This window comes from Streptomyces arenae, from assembly GCF_022343545.1.
GTDB lineage: Bacteria > Actinomycetota > Actinomycetes > Streptomycetales > Streptomycetaceae > Streptomyces > Streptomyces humi.
In genome coordinates this window covers 47,814-63,184 of record NZ_JAKQYH010000052.1, presented here as the reverse complement: position 1 = coordinate 63,184, position 15,371 = coordinate 47,814, and the positions used below count along the sequence as shown (strand labels likewise).

The 15,371-nt window shown below is 70.8% G+C and carries 14 protein-coding genes; 1 reads left to right on the top strand and 13 read right to left on the bottom strand.

Annotated elements, in window-relative coordinates:
* Positions 1 to 80: 80 nt before the first annotated feature.
* The 13 genes from MB828_RS22710 to MB828_RS22650 all read right to left on the bottom strand — a co-directional run bounded on the left by MB828_RS22710 (position 81) and on the right by MB828_RS22650 (position 14,129).
* Positions 81 to 1,379, bottom strand: coding sequence for an ammonium transporter (locus tag MB828_RS22710; RefSeq protein WP_301649811.1), 1,299 nt, complete (start codon positions 1,377 to 1,379; stop codon positions 81 to 83).
* Positions 1,380 to 1,468: 89 nt separating this feature from the next.
* Entirely contained in the window at positions 1,469 to 2,593 is a 1,125-nt protein-coding gene (solA, locus tag MB828_RS22705) for an N-methyl-L-tryptophan oxidase (protein WP_301649810.1), read from the bottom strand.
* Positions 2,590 to 3,909, bottom strand: coding sequence for an FMN-binding glutamate synthase family protein (locus MB828_RS22700; RefSeq protein ID WP_301649809.1), 1,320 nt, complete (start codon positions 3,907 to 3,909; stop codon positions 2,590 to 2,592). The genes solA and MB828_RS22700 overlap by 4 nt, the downstream gene beginning before the upstream one ends.
* 12 nt (positions 3,910 to 3,921) lie before the next feature.
* Positions 3,922 to 4,596: a glutamate synthase gene (locus tag MB828_RS22695; protein ID WP_301649808.1), complete on the bottom strand. Its 675-nt coding sequence runs from the start codon at positions 4,594 to 4,596 to the stop codon at positions 3,922 to 3,924.
* On the bottom strand, positions 4,584 to 5,459 hold the full coding sequence (locus tag MB828_RS22690) for a class II glutamine amidotransferase (protein WP_301649807.1): 876 nt from the start codon (positions 5,457 to 5,459) through the stop codon (positions 4,584 to 4,586). The genes MB828_RS22695 and MB828_RS22690 overlap by 13 nt, the downstream gene beginning before the upstream one ends.
* A gap of 73 nt (positions 5,460 to 5,532) precedes the next feature.
* Positions 5,533 to 6,861, bottom strand: coding sequence for a type III glutamate--ammonia ligase (gene glnT, locus MB828_RS22685; RefSeq protein WP_301649806.1), 1,329 nt, complete (start codon positions 6,859 to 6,861; stop codon positions 5,533 to 5,535).
* A gap of 716 nt (positions 6,862 to 7,577) precedes the next feature.
* Entirely contained in the window at positions 7,578 to 8,255 is a 678-nt protein-coding gene (locus tag MB828_RS22680; protein WP_301649805.1) for a 4-carboxy-4-hydroxy-2-oxoadipate aldolase/oxaloacetate decarboxylase, read from the bottom strand.
* Complete coding sequence (locus MB828_RS22675; protein WP_301649804.1) at positions 8,252 to 9,463, bottom strand: aspartate transaminase; 1,212 nt, start codon at positions 9,461 to 9,463, stop codon at positions 8,252 to 8,254. The genes MB828_RS22680 and MB828_RS22675 overlap by 4 nt, the downstream gene beginning before the upstream one ends.
* A gap of 4 nt (positions 9,464 to 9,467) precedes the next feature.
* Positions 9,468 to 10,211 (bottom strand): SDR family oxidoreductase, encoded by a 744-nt coding sequence (locus tag MB828_RS22670; RefSeq protein ID WP_301649803.1) that lies wholly within the window; start codon positions 10,209 to 10,211, stop codon positions 9,468 to 9,470.
* Between the two features lie 40 nt (positions 10,212 to 10,251).
* The gene (locus MB828_RS22665) at positions 10,252 to 11,565 is read right to left on the bottom strand and encodes an MFS transporter (RefSeq protein WP_301649802.1); all 1,314 of its coding nucleotides are present in this window, start codon (positions 11,563 to 11,565) and stop codon (positions 10,252 to 10,254) included.
* A 77-nt stretch (positions 11,566 to 11,642) separates the two neighbouring features.
* Complete coding sequence (locus tag MB828_RS22660; protein WP_301649801.1) at positions 11,643 to 12,638, bottom strand: biotin-dependent carboxyltransferase family protein; 996 nt, start codon at positions 12,636 to 12,638, stop codon at positions 11,643 to 11,645.
* Positions 12,631 to 13,344 (bottom strand): 5-oxoprolinase subunit B family protein, encoded by a 714-nt coding sequence (locus MB828_RS22655; RefSeq protein ID WP_301649800.1) that lies wholly within the window; start codon positions 13,342 to 13,344, stop codon positions 12,631 to 12,633. Before MB828_RS22655 ends, MB828_RS22660 begins: the two co-directional genes overlap by 8 nt.
* Positions 13,341 to 14,129 (bottom strand): LamB/YcsF family protein, encoded by a 789-nt coding sequence (locus MB828_RS22650; RefSeq protein WP_301649799.1) that lies wholly within the window; start codon positions 14,127 to 14,129, stop codon positions 13,341 to 13,343. Before MB828_RS22650 ends, MB828_RS22655 begins: the two co-directional genes overlap by 4 nt.
* 258 nt (positions 14,130 to 14,387) lie before the next feature.
* Here MB828_RS22650 and nac point away from each other — a divergent pair, with 258 nt between their 5' ends.
* Positions 14,388 to 15,338 (top strand): nitrogen assimilation transcriptional regulator NAC, encoded by a 951-nt coding sequence (nac, locus tag MB828_RS22645; protein WP_301649798.1) that lies wholly within the window; start codon positions 14,388 to 14,390, stop codon positions 15,336 to 15,338.
* Positions 15,339 to 15,371 lie beyond the last annotated feature (33 nt).

Genomic DNA, 15,371 nt, shown 5'->3' with positions numbered 1-15,371 from the left:
GGGCACCGTGCGGACGGCGGTTCCCACCGTCCGCACCGACGCTCGCGGCCACCGACCGGACACCCCGCGCGGCGACCCGCTCAGCCCGCCGGCTGCGCGGCGACGGCAGGCGCGGGGGCAGGCGTGGGGTGGAGCAGGTCGTACGCGCTCTCGGCGTGCAGGTGGCGGTCGACGCCGCCCTCCTCCACCTCGGGACGGACCCGCAGCCCCATCGTCCTGTCCAGCACCTTGGCGATCACCCAGGTGACGGCGAAGGAGTACAGCAGGACGGCGAAGGCGCCCACGGCCTGCTTGCCGAGCAGGGAGAAGCCGCCTCCGTAGAGGAGGCCGTCGACGCCGTTGGGGGCGTCCGAGGTGGCCAGCACGCCCACCAGCAGGGTGCCGGTGATGCCGCCGACGAGGTGGATGCCGACCACGTCGAGGGAGTCGTCGTAGCCGAGCCTGTACTTCAGGCCGACGGCGAGTGCGCAGACCGCGCCGCCGATGGCGCCCAGCGCCAGCGCGCCGACCGGGGACACCGCGCCGCAGGACGGGGTGATGGCGACCAGTCCGGCGATCGCGCCGGACGCGGCGCCCAGGCTCGTGGCATGGCCGTCGCGGAGCTTCTCCACGAGGAGCCAGCCGAGCATCGCGGAGCAGGTCGCGGTGAAGGTGTTGAGGACGACGACGGAGGCCGCGTTGGACGAGGTGAGCGCGGAGCCGCCGTTGAAGCCGAACCAGCCGAACCACAGCAGTCCCGCGCCGAGCATCACCAGCGGCAGGTTGTGCGGACGTTCCGTGGCGCCGCCCTTCTTCCAGCCCAGGCGCCGGCCGAGGACCAGGATCACCGCCAGGGCGGCGGCACCGGAGTTGATGTGGACGGCCGTACCGCCCGCGAAGTCGATGGCGCCGAGCTTGTTGACGATCCAGCCGCCGACCACGCCCTTGCCGTCGAAGGCGAACACCCAGTGCGCGACCGGCAGATAGACCAGGGTCACCCAGATACCGGTGAACGCCATCCAGGCGCCGAACTTGATGCGGTCCGAGATGGCCCCGCAGATCAGGGCGGCGGTCAGGGCCGCGAACAGGGCCTGGAAGGCGACGAAGACGGACAGGGGGATGGTCGCCTTCGGGTCGTCGGCCATGACGCCGCTCAGCCCGAAGTACTCGGTGACGTCGCCGAGCAGTCCCGCGCCCCCGATCGAGTCGCCGAACGAGGCCGAGAAGCCGTAGACGACCCAGATGCAGCCGACCAGGGCGACGGAGCCGAAGGTCATCATGATCATGTTGAGGACGCTCTTGGCGGCCACCATGCCGCCGTAGAAGAGTGCCAGCCCCGGCACCATCAGACAGACGAGGGCCGTACTGGCGAGCATCCAGGCGGTACTTCCGGTGTCCATGCGCACGCTCCGCGGAGTGGTCCAGTGGAAGGAAACAGTGTTTCGCCTCAGTAGACCGAGGGTGCGTTACGGGCCGCTCGCGCACCGCATTAAGGGTGGGTTTCAGCCGCTTCCCGGGCCGTGCGATCCAACCGGAACCGAGGATGCGGCTCGGCCCGGCCGGTGGCCAGGTCGGCGGCCATCGCCCCGATGAGCGGGGCGAACTTGGCGCCGTGGCCGGAGCACGGGGAGACGATCACGAGGGGGCCGTGGCGGTCGAGGACGAAGTCCTCGTCGGGGGTGGTCGTGTAGAGGCAGGTCGCCTCGGCGACCGGCTCCGGCACGAGGCCGGGCAGGCGGTCCCGCACGAAGTCCCGGATCCGGGCGCGGGAGGACGTGTCGACCACACCACTGCGGGTGCTGGCCGTGGTCGGGGTACCGCGGTCGTGTTCCGCGACCTTCACCGCCGGCGACCGGCCCCCGTCGCTGCCCGACGGCAGGCCGAAGACCTGCATCGTCGTGTCCTTGGAGACCAGGATGGGCCACAGGAGGTCCGGATCCCGTTGCCGGAAGTGGAAGACCTGCTGCTGGGTCACGCGCAACGGCGGCAGGGGGACGGGCAGACCGAGGCTGGGCAGCCAGGGACCGGCGGCGATCACGACCGTGTCCGCGATGATCTCCCGGCCGTCGTCCGTGCGCACCCGGGCCTTGCCCTCCGCGCCTGCCCCCTGGACGTCGATGCCCTCGACCCGGCGTCCGGTGAGCACCACGGCGCCCAGTTCGGTGGCCCGGCGTACACAGGCGGCGACCGTGGCGTCGGCGTCCACCACGCCCGCGTCCGGGTGGTACAGCGCCGGGCCGGTGAAGCGGATGTGCGGCCAGCGCGCCGCGGCCTCGTCCGGGTCCAGGAGTTCGTGCGGCACCCCGGACACCGCCAGTACGGCGGCCAGACCCACCGGATCGCGGCCCGAGCCGAGATCGAGGCCACCGGTCAGCCTCAGCAGGGAAGCCGAGGCGTCGCGCTCCAGCTCCCGCCATTCCTCTTGTGCCCGCCCGGTCAGCCGTACGTAGAGGGAGTCGGCGTACGCCCTCCGGAAGATCCGGGAGCTGCCGTGCGAACTGCCGCGCCGGTGGCCGATGTCGTACGCCTCGATCAGGGTGACCTCGTGGCCCCGGCGGGCGAGCTGCCAGGCGGTGGCCGCGCCCATGAGTCCGGCGCCGACGACGACGATCACAGCGCGGTTCCCGGGATCCAGTCGGTGCCCGCGAGCGGGACCCGGGCCATGGCGGCGGACTCGATGGTGAGGGCGACCAGGTCCTCGGGTTCGAGGTGGAGAAGGTGCGCCTTGCCACAGGCGCGGGCGAGGGTCTGGGCCTCCATGGTCATCACCCGGAGGAAGTTGGCCAGGCGGCGGCCTCCCTCGACCGGGTCCAGCCGGGCGGCGAGTTCCTCGTCCTGGGTGGAGATGCCGGCCGGGTCGCGGCCGTCCTGGTAGTCGTCGAAGTAGCCTGCCGCGGAACCCAGTCGCCGGTACTCGGCGTCGTACCTCGGGTGGTTGTCGCCGAGCGCGATCAGGGCGGCGGTGCCGATGGCCACGGCGTCCGCCCCGAGGGCGAGGGCCTTGGCCATGTCGGCGCCGGAGCGGATGCCACCGGAGACCACCAGCTGGACCTCGCGGTGGACGCCCAGCTCCTGGAGCGCGCGGACCGCCTGGGGCAGCGCCGCGAGGGTCGGGATGCCGACGTGCTCGATGAAGACGTCCTGGGTGGCCGCCGTGCCGCCCTGCATGCCGTCGACCACCACGACGTCGGCGCCCGCGTGGACGGCCAGCTTCACGTCGTAGTACGTCCGCGTCGCGCCGACCTTGACGTAGACCGGCTTCTCCCAGTCGGTGATCTCGCGCAGTTCGAGGATCTTGATGGCGAGGTCGTCGGGGCCCGTCCAGTCGGGGTGACGGGAGGCACTGCGCTGGTCGATGCCGACGGGCAGGGTGCGCATTCCGGCGACCCGTTCGGTGATCTTCTGGCCGAGGAGCATGCCGCCGCCGCCGGGCTTGGCACCCTGGCCGAGGACGACCTCGATCGCGTCGGCGGCCCGCAGGTCGTCGGGGTTCATGCCGTAGCGGGACGGCAGGTACTGGTACACCAGGTGCTTGGAGTGGCCGCGCTCCTCGGGGGTCATCCCGCCGTCGCCGGTGGTCGTGGACGTGCCCGCCTCCGACGCTCCCCTGCCGAGCGCCTCCTTCGCCTGCGCGGACAGGGCGCCGAAGCTCATGCCGGCGATGGTGACCGGGGTGGCCAGGCGCAGCGGGTTCTTCGCGTGGCGGGTGCCGAGGACGACGTCCGTGTCGCAGCGTTCGCGGTAACCCTCCAGCGGATAGCGGGACATGGAGGCGCCCAGCAGCAACAGGTCGTCGAAGTGCGGGAGTTTCCGCTTGGCGCCCCAGCCGCGGATGTCGTAGACGCCGGTGTCGGCGGCGCGCTGGATGGCGTGGATGGTGGCGCGGTCGAAGGTGGCCGACTCGCGCAGGCCCTGGGATGCGAGGTCCATGGTTGAACTCCCTCAGTACGCCGATGAGTTGTCGGTCTTGAAGTGGTACAGCCGACGGGCGGAGCCGTAGCGGCGGAAGTCGGCGGGGTCCTCGTCGCGCTCGGCCGCCTTGAGCAGTCCGGCGAGTTCGGTGAGGTGTTCGTCGCGCATGTCCTTCTGCACGCAGTCGGCGCCGAGGGACCTGACCGTGCCCCGGACGTAGATGCGGGCCTCGTAGAGGGAGTCGCCGAGGGCGTCGCCCGCGTCGCCGCACACGACGAGGCGTCCGGCCTGTCCCATGAAGGCGCCCATGTGACCGATACCGCCGCCGACCACGATGTCCACGCCCTTCATGGAGATCCCGCAGCGGGCGGAGGCATCGCCGTCGATCACCAGCAGGCCGCCGTGCGCGGTGGCGCCCGCGGACTGGGAGGCGTTGCCGCGCACCCGGACCGTGCCGGACATCATGTTCTCGGCGACTCCGGTGCCGGCGTTGCCGTGGATCGTGACGTCGGCGCGCTGGTTCATTCCGGCGCAGTAGTAGCCGACGTGGCCCTCGACGACGACCGTGTGGTCCTCGCGGACGCCGCAGGCCACGGCGTGCGCGCCGCGCGGGTTCAGGATCCGCCAGGAGGTGGCGTCCGTGGTGTGCAGGGCCTGGTTGAGCTCCCGTACGGGGGTCTCGGCGAGGTCGATCAGCGTCGCCATACGTACACCTCTTCCGGCTCGGGTTCGAAGATGCGGGCGTGCTCGATGCCCGGGAGGACGTCCAGGGCCCGGTACTCGGAGGCCATGGCCACCCAGGCGTCGGTCTCGGCGACCATTGCGGGCTTGCAGGCGATGGCGTCGCGGACGACGGCGAAGGAGTCGGCCGTGGACACGAGCAGCGTGTAGAAACCGTCGAAGCGTTCGCACAGCAGCTTGAGTGCCTTCTCCAGGTCGGCGCCCTGTTCCAGCTGCTGGGCGACGAAGCGGGCGCCCACCTCGGAGTCGTTCTCACTGTCGAAACGCACGCCCTGAGCGCGCAGTTCACGCCGGATGGTGGCGTGGTTGGCGAAGGAGCCGTTGTGCACCAGGCACTGGCCCGGGCCGACCGAGAAGGGATGCGCGCCCTCGGCCGTGACGGCGGACTCGGTGGCCATGCGGGTGTGGCCGACGCCCTGCCAGCCGGACACCCCTTCCAGCCCGAAGGACCGCGCCAGCTCGACGGGGTCTCCGGTGCCCTTGAGTACGGCCATGTCCGTGCCGGAGCCGATGACGGTGGCGTGGGGCAGCGCACGGGCCACGGCGGCGAGCAGGTCGGCGACCGGCAGGTCGGCGTGCACCACGGTGGTGGCGTCGGCGGCGACAGCGACGGTCCCTGGCAGGCCGGCTTCCACCTCGGTGGGCGTGGTCCCCAGCAGGGAGACGACGGCGCGCCCCGGGGGCGAGAGGACGGGGTCGCCGTAGACCGCGACGCCCGCGGAGTCCGGGCCGCGCTCGACGACCTGGCCGAGCATCGCGGTCAGCAACTCGCCGAGCCTGGGTTCGAGGGAGGGGTCCCGTAGATGGAGCCCGACGATTCCGCACATGCGGCTTCTCCTCTTGTTGCTTCTCTGACTTCTCTGGCTTCTCTGGCTTCTCTGGCTTGGTGGGGAACAGGGGTCAGAAGGCGGTGAGGTACCGGTCCAGTTCCCACGCGCCGACCGTGGAGTGCCAGTCGAAGAACTCCTCGCGCTTGAGATCGGCGAAGTACCGGCTCACCCCCGGCCCGGCCGCGTCCAGGGCGCCGCTGATCACGTCGTCCGCCTGGAGCGCCTCGACCGAGTGCAGCAGCGTGGGCGGCAGCTCGTGCCCCTTGCCGCCGGCGCCCGGCTCGCCCGGGTCGAGGCCGCGTTCGATGCCGTCGAGCCCGGCGGCCAGGGCGGCGGCAGCGGCGAGGTAGGGGTTGGCGGCGCCGTCGCCACCGCGCAGTTCGATGCGATTGCCGTCGGGGACGCGGATGAAGTGGGTGCGGTCGTTGCCGCCATAGCCCGCGATCCGCGGTGACCAGGTGGCGCCGGAGCGGGTGGCGGTGGCCCCGGTCCGCTTGTACGAGTTGACGGTGGGCGCGATGACGGCCTGCAGCGCCCGCGCGTGCTCGACGATTCCGGCGACGAAGGAGTAGGCGAGCGGTGAGAGGCCGAGACCACGGGCGTCCGCCGGGTCCGGGAAGGCGGGCTGGTCGCCCCGCCACAGCGACATGTGCAGATGCATGCCGGTGCCCGTCCGGTCGGTGAACGGCTTCGGCATGAAGGTGGCGGTCATGCCGCGCTGTTCGGCGAGGACCGACACCAGATACCGCATGGTGATGACCCGGTCGGCGGTGGTGAGGGCGTCGGCGTGCTTGAAGTTCTGCTCGAACTGGCCGTTGCCGTCCTCGTGGTCGTTGGCGTAGTTGCCCCAGCCGAGGCTGTTCATCGCGGTGGAGACAGCGGCGAGGTGGTCGTACATCCGGGTCAGCCCGCGCGCGTCGTAACACGGCTGCGGCGCCGTGTCCCTGACGTCGGCGACGCTGAGCACGCCGTGCTCGTCCCGGTTGACCAGGAAGTACTCGACCTCGGCGCCCACGGACAGCGACAGGCCGTGGCCCGCGGCCCGCTCCAGCAGGCTGCGCAGGATGACGCGCGGTGCGTACGGCCACGGTTCGCCTTCCACGTGCGGGTCGCAGTGCACCAGGGCGAGGCCCGGCTTCACGAAGGGGATCGGGGTGTACGAGGCGGCGTCGGGCCGGGCGACGACGTCCGGGTCGCTGGGCTGCTGACCGAGCGCGCCGGCCGCGTACCCGGCGAAGCCGACGCCCTCGTCACGCAGTTCCTCGACGGCCTGCGCCGGGACGAGCTTGGCGCACGGCTTGCCGGTCAGGTCGACGAAGACGGCGAGGATGAACTCGATGCCGTCGGCGCGGACCAGCTCGGCGAGATCGGGTGCGTCCGTTTCCAGGTGGGTCGTCATGGGGCCCTCCTCGCTGGTGGACACCTAGCGTCCACTGATGAGAATCATCGTTTCATGCAAGTGGACCCGCTGGGTGTTACGGCGATATGACTGCGAGGAAAGCTCCCTGTAAGGAGAGGCGGTCCGGGCCTGCGAGCCGAAAGGCCGGGACTCGCCCGGGAGACAGGACCCGGCCTCGGCATACCGTCAGGCCGTGACCCGCAGGCACCTCCACCCCGCAGGCACCTCCGCCGCCGCCCACCGGAACTCGCCGACCACACGGAGCACTCGCAAGTCAGCCCTTGTTGAGAGACCTGGACATATGGTGCAAGTCGATATGAACCCGCGTAGCCGCATCGCCACAGTCGTGCCTCAGAAACCCTGGAGCCGCGACCACGGCCTTGACCTCGACGTACGCGGTGGCAGTCCGAGTTTCCCGACCTGTCCAAACGGCTCGCCCACCTCCGTCCGCCCGTCCCTCCAGGTGAGGGCGGAGACCGAAGGTGTCGCTGACACCGCGGGCGCCGGCCAACACCCCGCGTCCGCACTGACCGACCTGCCGGGTCGACGAGCGGGAGAAGGCCGACAGCCCCGCCCGCCGGCCCGTGCCGCTCCAGCGGCTGCTGGTCGACGACACCTGGGCCCGCGTTCGGCCGGGGACGTCAGGGGGGAGTTGGCCGTCGAGCGCGAGCAGCGTCTGAAGTGCCTGGCCAACCCGGACGGTTGAGCGTTCTCCCTCAGTCCTCGTCGATCACCAGACCCTTGGCGGCGAGGAGCGGTGTCAGGTTGCAGATGTCGATGACGGTCCTGCCCGCCCGGTAGGCGGAGATGTAGCCGTCCTCGGCGTCGACCCGCTCCTGGGACGCCACCGCCACCTCCGCGGCGTCCTCGCGGCGCACGACCACGACACCGTCGGCGTCCGCGCGGATCACGTCGCCGGGGCGGACGAGCTGGCCGCCGACGGTGATGGGCTCGCACATGGGTCCGACGGTCTCCTTGACGGTGCCCTTGATGCAGACGCTGTGGGAGAAGACCGGGAAGCCGAGGGCCCGCAGGTCCTCGGTGTCCCGGACGCCGGTGTCGGTGACCAGGCCCGCGATCCCCTTGGACTGGCAGGCGTTGGCGAGGACGTCGCCGAAGGAGCCGGCCTCGCGGTAGGCGCCGGCGGAGACGACGATGACGTCGCCGGGGCGGGCGTAGGCGATGGCGGTCTGGAGCATGAGGTTGTCGCGGGGTGCGCACTGGACCGTGAAGGCGGGGCCGCAGACGGACATGCGGTGGTCCACGGGTTTGATGGTCGAGTCGAGGGCGCCGAGCCGTCCCTGTGCCTCGTGGATGGTGGCCGAGGAGTAGGCGCCGAGGCGTTCGACGAGTTCCGGGGCGGGGCGGTCGAACTTGGTGCTGACGCGGATCATGACGGCCTCTCGGACAGGGTGGCGCAGGCGGCTGTGATCCGTGCGCAGGCTTCGGTGAGGATCTCCGTGGAGGTGGCGAAGGAGATCCGGAAGTAGCCGGGGGCTCCGTACGCGGATCCGTGGATCACCGCCACCTGCTGGTCCTCCAGAAGGTGGCGGGCGAAGTCCTCGTCGTTCTCGATCCGGGTGCCCGCCGGGGTGAACCTGCCCAGGTACGGCCGGCAGTCGACCAGGACGTAGAAGGCTCCGCTCGGGGTGGTGCAGCTCAGGCCCGGTGTCTCGCCGATGAGTTTGACGGTGGTGTCGCGTCGCGTCCGGTAGACGTCGACGGTCTCCCGTACGAAGTCCTGCGGACCTGCCAGCGCGGCGGCGGCCGCGGCCTGGCTGACGGAGGACGGGCAGGAGGAGATCTGCGACTGGAGGGTGTTGATCGCGGCCACCAGATCGACGGGGCCCGCGCCGTAGCCGATGCGCCAACCCGTCATGGCGTAGGTCTTGGAGACGCCGTTGGTGAGGAACACCCGGCCGGCCAGGCGGGGTTCTGCGGCCGCGAGCGACGGGTGGTCGCCGTCGTCGTACCAGATCTCGTCGTAGATCTCGTCGGTGAGGACACGGACGTGCGGGTGGTCCAGCAACACCTCGGCGAGTGCGCGGAGTTCGCCGGTGCTGTAGGCGGATCCGGTGGGGTTTCCGGGGGTGTTGAGGACGACCCAGCGGGTGCGCTCGGTGAGCGCCCCGCGCAGCCCGTCCGGGGTCAGCTTGAAGCCGTCCGACTCCGGGCAGTCGACGATGACGGGCGTGCCGTCGTTGGCGCGGACCATGTCGGGGTACGACACCCAGTACGGGGCCGGGATCACGACCTCGTCGCCCTCGTCCAGCGTGGCCGTCAGGGCGAGGAAGATGACCTGCTTGGCCCCGCCGCCGACCGTGATCTGCGCGTCGGTGTACACGAGGCCGTGGCGGCGCCGGAGCCGGTCGATGATCGCGGTGCGCAGGGCCGTGGTGCCGTTGACGGGGGTGTACTTGGTCTCTCCCGCCTCGATCGCCCGGATCGCGGCGGCCTTGACGTGCTCGGGGGTGTCGAAGTCGGGCTCGCCGACGGTCAGGTCGTGGATGGCCAGACCCTGGCTCTTCAGTTCCCTCACCCGCTGCGCCGCCGCCACGCTGGGCGAGGGGTTGATCCGGCGGACCCTCTTGGCCGTATCCATGTGCTCAGCCCTCCCGGCGCTCGAAGTTCAGGCCGCCGGGGACCTGGAAGGTGGGCAGGATCTCGATGTGGCCGATGTTGACGTGCCGGGGTGAGTCGACGGCGAACTCGATGGCGTCGGCGATGTCCTCGGGCTTGAGGGACTCGTAACCGTCGTAGAACTGCCGCTGTGCCTCCTCCATGTCGCCGAGGAGCCGGCCGAAGATCTCCGTCTCGACGCGGCCGGGGCAGATCTCGGTGACGCGGAGCCGCTTGCCGTACCCGTCGACCCGCAGCTGGCGGGAGAGGGTGTGCACGGCCGCCTTGGTGGCGTGGTAGATCGTGTTGCCGCCGAAGTTGTAGACGCCGGCGATGGAGCTGATGTTGACGATGTGGCCGAGGTCGCGCTCCACCATGCCGGGCATGAGCAGGCGTACCAGGTGCAGGACCGCCTGGATGTTGACGGCGATCTGCTCGTCGACGGCGAACTCGTCGGCGGTCAGGATGTTGCCGGTACGCGAGACGCCCGCGTTGTTCACCAGGACGTCGATCTCCAGGCCGTCCAGAACGGCGGCCAGCGCTTCGGTGTCGGTGATGTCCACGGCGTGCGGAACGCAGCCGGTGGCGTCGGCGAGGGCCGCCAGTCGTTCGGCGTTGCGGGCCACAGCGTGGACTTCGAGTCCACGCTTGGCCAGGCGTTCCACAACCGCGGCTCCGATTCCGGTGGATGCTCCCGTGACGAGGGCGGTCCTGTAGTCGGAGATGGGCATGCGGGTGCTCCTTGTTCTGTGGGGGTTTCCTTGCGGGCGGTCAGACGTCGCGCAGGGGCAGGTGGGCCCGGTCCTTGACCCGTGAGACGGCGACGAGGGTGCCGAGCGCGGTGAGGACGGCGTAGTAGGCCGGCACGTGGACGTCACCGGTGCGGGCGATGAGGTAGGTCATCAGCAGCGGGGCGGTGCCGCCGAAGAGGGCGGCGGAGACGTTGTAGCCCAGGCCGTAGGCGGAGTAGCGGACCCGGGTGGGGAAGAGTTCGACGAGCAGGATGTGGATGACACCGGTGTGCCCGGCGAACACGGCGGCCATGAGACACGCGCCGAGGACGGCGAGCGCGACGTTGCCGGTGCCGATGAGGAGGTAACAGGGGATGCCGACGACGGCCATGGCGACCGCGGCACCGGCGATGACCTTCTTGCGGCCCAGCCGGTCGGAGAGCCGGCCCATGTACGGGATGGCCAGACAGATCACGACCAGGCTGGAGGCGGTGACGAGGAGGCCCTGGACCTTGCTGAAGTGCAGCTCGGTGCTCATGAAGGTGGGCATGTAGGTGAACAGGACGTAGTAGCCGGAGCCGTTCATCAGGGGGATGAACAGGGCCAGCAGCATGGCGCGGCGGTGCTCGGCGGAGGTGAAGGCCTCCTTGAGGGGGTTCTTCGACAGGCCGCCCTCTTCTTGCAGGCGGGTGAAGTTGGGCGTGTCGCTGATCCGCTTGCGGATGTAGATGCCGGTGATGCCGAGCGGTACGGCGAGCAGGAAGGGGATGCGCCAGCCCCAGGACTCCATGCGTTCGGCACCCAGTCCGCTGGTCATGGCGGCGGCGATCAGGGTGCCGGTGAGCAGGGAGAGGAAGGAGGCGATCTGGGCGTAGCTGGTGTACAGGCCGCGCTTGCCCTCGGGGGCGTGTTCGGCGAGGAAGCTCATCGCGCCGGACGCCTCGCCGCCGACGGAGAAGCCCTGGGCGACGCGGAGCAGGATGAGCAGTGCGGGGGCGGCGATGCCGATGCTCGCGTAGGTGGGCAGGATGCCGATGGCGGCGGTGGCGAGGCTGATCAGCATGATGACGAAGACCAGCATGCGCTGGCGGCCTATGCGGTCGCCGAGGTGGCCGCAGATGAGGCCGCCGAGCGGGCGGAAGAAGAAGGAGACGGCGTAGCCGAGGAAGACGAGCTGGACGGCGTTCTCGGAGCCGGGGAAGAAGACGGCGGCCAGGGTGCCGGCCATGAAGCCGAAGATGCCGTTGTCGTAGAGCTCGGCGAAGATGCCGACGCAGCCGGCGAGGGTGATCTTCCTTGCTGTACTCGGATCGACGGTGTTGGGAACGGGTTGAGCGGCGGCCACTGTGCTCATGGCGTCTCCTGACGTGTGCAGGGCGGGGATGAGGGGGCTCGGCTCGGTGCGGGCGGGCCGTTGGGGGCGGCTGGGTGTCAGCCGCTGACGGGGACGGGGATGCGGAGAGTGTCGAAGACGGTGCGGACACGGACCGTGAGTGCGTCGATGGCGGTGCGCCGGGCGCGGTGGGCGGCGACCGCCTGGGCGAGGGTGCGGTGGCGGAAGCGGACGCTCTGGCCGGGACGGACCTGGCCGAGAGCGGACAGGCCGGTGGCGGTGACGACGGCGAGGACGGGGTAGCCGGCCGTGACACCGCGGCCTCGGTGCAGCACGAGGAGTTCTTCCCCGGTGGGCACCTCTACGGCGCCGACGGGCACGCCGCGGGAGAGGACCTCGCCGCTGGTGGTCCGGCGGGGCAGCGGGGTGTCGGTGCGCAGCCGCAGGCCGATGTGGTTGCTCTGCGGGCTCACGGTGAAGGGTGTGCCGTACAGGCGGGAGGCGCTGTCGCCGAAATCGGCCCGGTCGGGGCCGTCGGTGACGTCGATGGTCCAGCCGCCGTCGGTGAACGGGGCGGCGGGGGCCCGCAGCCTGAAGAGCGGGATGCGGGAGTAGGGGTGGTCCAGGGGCGGGCAGGCCGTGCGGAGGGTGAGTTCGTCGCCGGCGCGCAGGGCGGGGCCGAAGCCCAGGACGGTGTCGGGGGCGCAGCTGCCCTGGAGGTAATCGGCCTCGAACGAGCCGAGCACGGCCAGGTAGACGCGCAGCCCGACGCGGATGTCGCTGACGCGAAGGGTCTCGCCGGCCCGGACGGACACCGGCTCCCACTGGGAGTGGTCCGTACCGTCGACGGTGAGCCGTGCGGGCGCCCCGGTGACGGCGACGAGGATGTCGGTGGACGGGGTGCAGGCGAAGTCGAGTGCCGTGATCTCCAGGAGCGGGACGCGTTCGTCGTTGCCGCACAGGACGTTGGCGACGCGGGCCGAGTACTGGTCGAGGGCCCCGTTGACGGGCAGGCCCTGGTGGGAACGGCCGACGCGGCCGAGGTCCTGCACCGTGGCGAGGCCCGAGGCGTTGATGGTGAGGGTGTCAGCCATGGCAGGCCGCCAGGGGCAGGTCCACGAGGTCGTCCCACTGGTCCGGGGTGATGGGGACGAACCGGAAGGTGTCGCCGGGCCGGTAGGGGGTCAGCGGATCGTCGTGCAGGTCGAGGACGCGGACCGGGGTCCGTCCGAGCAGGGGCCAGCCGCCGGGCGAGGGCATCGGGCAGATCACCGCCTGCCGGCCGGCGACGGCGACCGAGCCGGGATCGACCCGGGTGCGAGGCGAGGCCAGGCGCGGCACGGGTACCGGGAAGGGCGGTCCGTCCATCATGGGCGATCCGGCGGGCGCGCCGAGGCAGCGCACGGTGAGATCGGATCCGGAGTGGAGTTCGACGACCTCGCGCTCCGTCAGGCCGAGTTGAGCGGCGACCTCGGGCAGATCGGGGCCGAACGCGCCGCCGTAGACGACGGGGACCAGGAAGCGCCGGGGCGCCGCGGCCGACCGGGGGCCGGTGCCGAGGCGTCCGGCCTCGTGCCACAGGACACGGCGGACGGTGTCGTGGTCGATGTCGGCGCAGTCGAACTCCACGAGCAGGGCGTCGTACGTGGGGACGAGGCCGTGCACACCGTGGAGCCGTAGGGTGTCGAGGGCGTCGGCCAGGCCGTGGACGAGTCGCCAGGCCGGCTCGGCGTCGAGGCCGACCGCCTTCGCGACAAGGGCGGAGTCACCGCAGTCCGTGATGGTGAGGTGACCGTTCACCCGCGGAGCCCCGTCCCGCTCAGTACGTCGTCGAGCCGGGCGAACTCCACACCTGCCGCGAGGAGTTGCTCGCGGATCCGGCGGGCGAGCGCGAGCGCTCCCGGAGTGTCCCCGTGCAGGAGGACGGTGTCGCAGTCGATCGGCAGGTCCGTTCCGTCCGCACTGCGGATCACGCCTTCGGTGACCATGCGCACGGTCCGCAGGGCGATCTCGTCCGCGTCATGGATCACGGCTCCGGGTTCGGAGCGCGGCACGAGGGTGCCGTCCCCGCGGTAGGCGCGGTCGGCGATCCCCACGACGCCCACGCGCAGTCCGCGTTTCCGCGCCGCGTCGGCGAGTTCGCCGTCCTGCGCGAGGACGATCAGCGACTCGTCCAGCGAGGCGACGGCGTCCACGACGGCCTCGGCGTAGTCGGCGCGTACGGCGACCAGGTTGCCCAGGCGGCCGTGCGGGGCGACGTGCCGCACCCGGGTGCCGTGCGCGACGGCGAACGCCTGGAGCGCGCCGACCTGGTACAGCACGTCCGTCCGTACCTCGTCCGGCGTCAGATCCATCGCGCGGCGGCCGAAGCCCACGAGGTCGGGGAAGCTGGGATGGGCGCCGACGGCCACCTGCTTCTCGACGCAGGTCCGGACGGTGGTGTCCATGATGCGCGGATCGCCGGCGTGGAATCCGCAGGCGACGTTGGCGGAGGTCAGCAATTCCAGTAGTGCTTCGTCGTCGCCCATGGTGTAGGCGCCGAATCCCTCGCCGAGATCGGCCACGAGATCGACCATGCGGGTCATGACGCCCTCCAGGGAAAGGAAATCAAAAAGGATCAGCAGCGTCTTCGCAGCGACGCCTCGCCGGGAAAGAATGAATTCCCGGTACCTGAGCTTCTCCGGTGGTACCGGACCGGCCCAGCGGGATGTTTCCCACAACGTAGTGCGCCGCTCACCAGGCCACCAATACACGTTTACTTTGGCGTTATCGTGGACCGCTATGACACCGCTCACACCCGCGGCTCCCTACGATGAGGCTCCGCTCGACCGAAGGGCCCCCGCATGGACACCAGACGTCTCTACTCCTTCATCAAGATCGTCGACGCGGGGAGCATCACACGCGCGGCCGACATCCTGCACATCGCGCAGCCGGCGCTGAGCCAGCAACTGTCGGCGCTGGAAGCGCAGTTCGGACAGCAGTTGCTGATCCGCAGCAAGCGCGGGGTCGCGCCGACCGAGGCCGGCCGGGCGCTGTACCGGCATGCCCAGCTGATCCTCAGGCAGGTGGACCTGGCGCATGCCGCCGTCGGGATCTCGGGCCGGGCGCCCGCGGGCAGCGTGTCGGTGGGGCTCGCGCCGTACAGCATGGGCGCGGCGCTCGCGCTGCCACTGCTGAAGAGCGTGCGCGAGCGGTACCCCGACATCCTGCTGCACATCAACGAGAACTTCGGCGGTGTGATCAGCGAGGCGATCATGACCGGGCGGATGGACATGGCCTTCATCTACGGCGCCGGACCGCTGCGCGGCGTGCAGTTCGAACCGGTGCGCTCGGAGGATCTGTTCCTGATCGGCGCGCCCGGCGGCGCGGTGCCGCACGGGGAGGGCGAGGTGAGCCTGGCGGACCTCGCGGAGGTGCCGCTGCTGCTGCCGAGCCGGATCCACACGATCCGGCAGGTGGTGGACTCCGCCTTCCAGCAGGCGTCGATCGGGCCGCGGGTGGTCGGTGAGGTCGAGTCCGCCCTGACCCTCGTGAACGCGGTGGACGCGGACCTCGGTGCCACCGTCCTGCCCTGGTCGGCGGCCCGGGCGATCCTCGACCTGCGCTCGCTCGTGGTACGGCGGATCGTGAGTCCGGTGATCCGGGTGCAGCTTTCCATGGTGACCTCGGACAACCAGCCGCTTTCCGAACCCGCGCTGGCCGTGCACGACCTTTTCCTGGAACTAGTCACCGCATTCGACGCGCCCACCGACGTACCCACCGAATCCGGTCCGGACGATAAGGAGAACCAATAACGTCACATCGAACCGCTATTTGTTGCCTTCGCG

What these genes read in the sequence shown, in the direction of transcription:
- MB828_RS22710 (WP_301649811.1), bottom strand. Translation starts at nt 1,379, where the DNA reads ATGGACACCGGAAGTACCGCCTGGATGCTCGCCAGTACGGCCCTCGTC.
- MB828_RS22700 (WP_301649809.1), bottom strand. Translation starts at nt 3,909, where the DNA reads ATGGACCTCGCATCCCAGGGCCTGCGCGAGTCGGCCACCTTCGACCGC.
- MB828_RS22695 (WP_301649808.1), bottom strand. Translation starts at nt 4,596, where the DNA reads ATGGCGACGCTGATCGACCTCGCCGAGACCCCCGTACGGGAGCTCAAC.
- MB828_RS22690 (WP_301649807.1), bottom strand. Translation starts at nt 5,459, where the DNA reads ATGTGCGGAATCGTCGGGCTCCATCTACGGGACCCCTCCCTCGAACCC.
- glnT (WP_301649806.1), bottom strand. Translation starts at nt 6,861, where the DNA reads ATGACGACCCACCTGGAAACGGACGCACCCGATCTCGCCGAGCTGGTC.
- MB828_RS22680 (WP_301649805.1), bottom strand. Translation starts at nt 8,255, where the DNA reads ATGATCCGCGTCAGCACCAAGTTCGACCGCCCCGCCCCGGAACTCGTC.
- MB828_RS22675 (WP_301649804.1), bottom strand. Translation starts at nt 9,463, where the DNA reads ATGGATACGGCCAAGAGGGTCCGCCGGATCAACCCCTCGCCCAGCGTG.
- MB828_RS22670 (WP_301649803.1), bottom strand. Translation starts at nt 10,211, where the DNA reads ATGCCCATCTCCGACTACAGGACCGCCCTCGTCACGGGAGCATCCACC.
- MB828_RS22665 (WP_301649802.1), bottom strand. Translation starts at nt 11,565, where the DNA reads ATGAGCACAGTGGCCGCCGCTCAACCCGTTCCCAACACCGTCGATCCG.
- MB828_RS22660 (WP_301649801.1), bottom strand. Translation starts at nt 12,638, where the DNA reads ATGGCTGACACCCTCACCATCAACGCCTCGGGCCTCGCCACGGTGCAG.
- MB828_RS22650 (WP_301649799.1), bottom strand. Translation starts at nt 14,129, where the DNA reads ATGACCCGCATGGTCGATCTCGTGGCCGATCTCGGCGAGGGATTCGGC.
- nac (WP_301649798.1), top strand. Translation starts at nt 14,388, where the DNA reads ATGGACACCAGACGTCTCTACTCCTTCATCAAGATCGTCGACGCGGGG.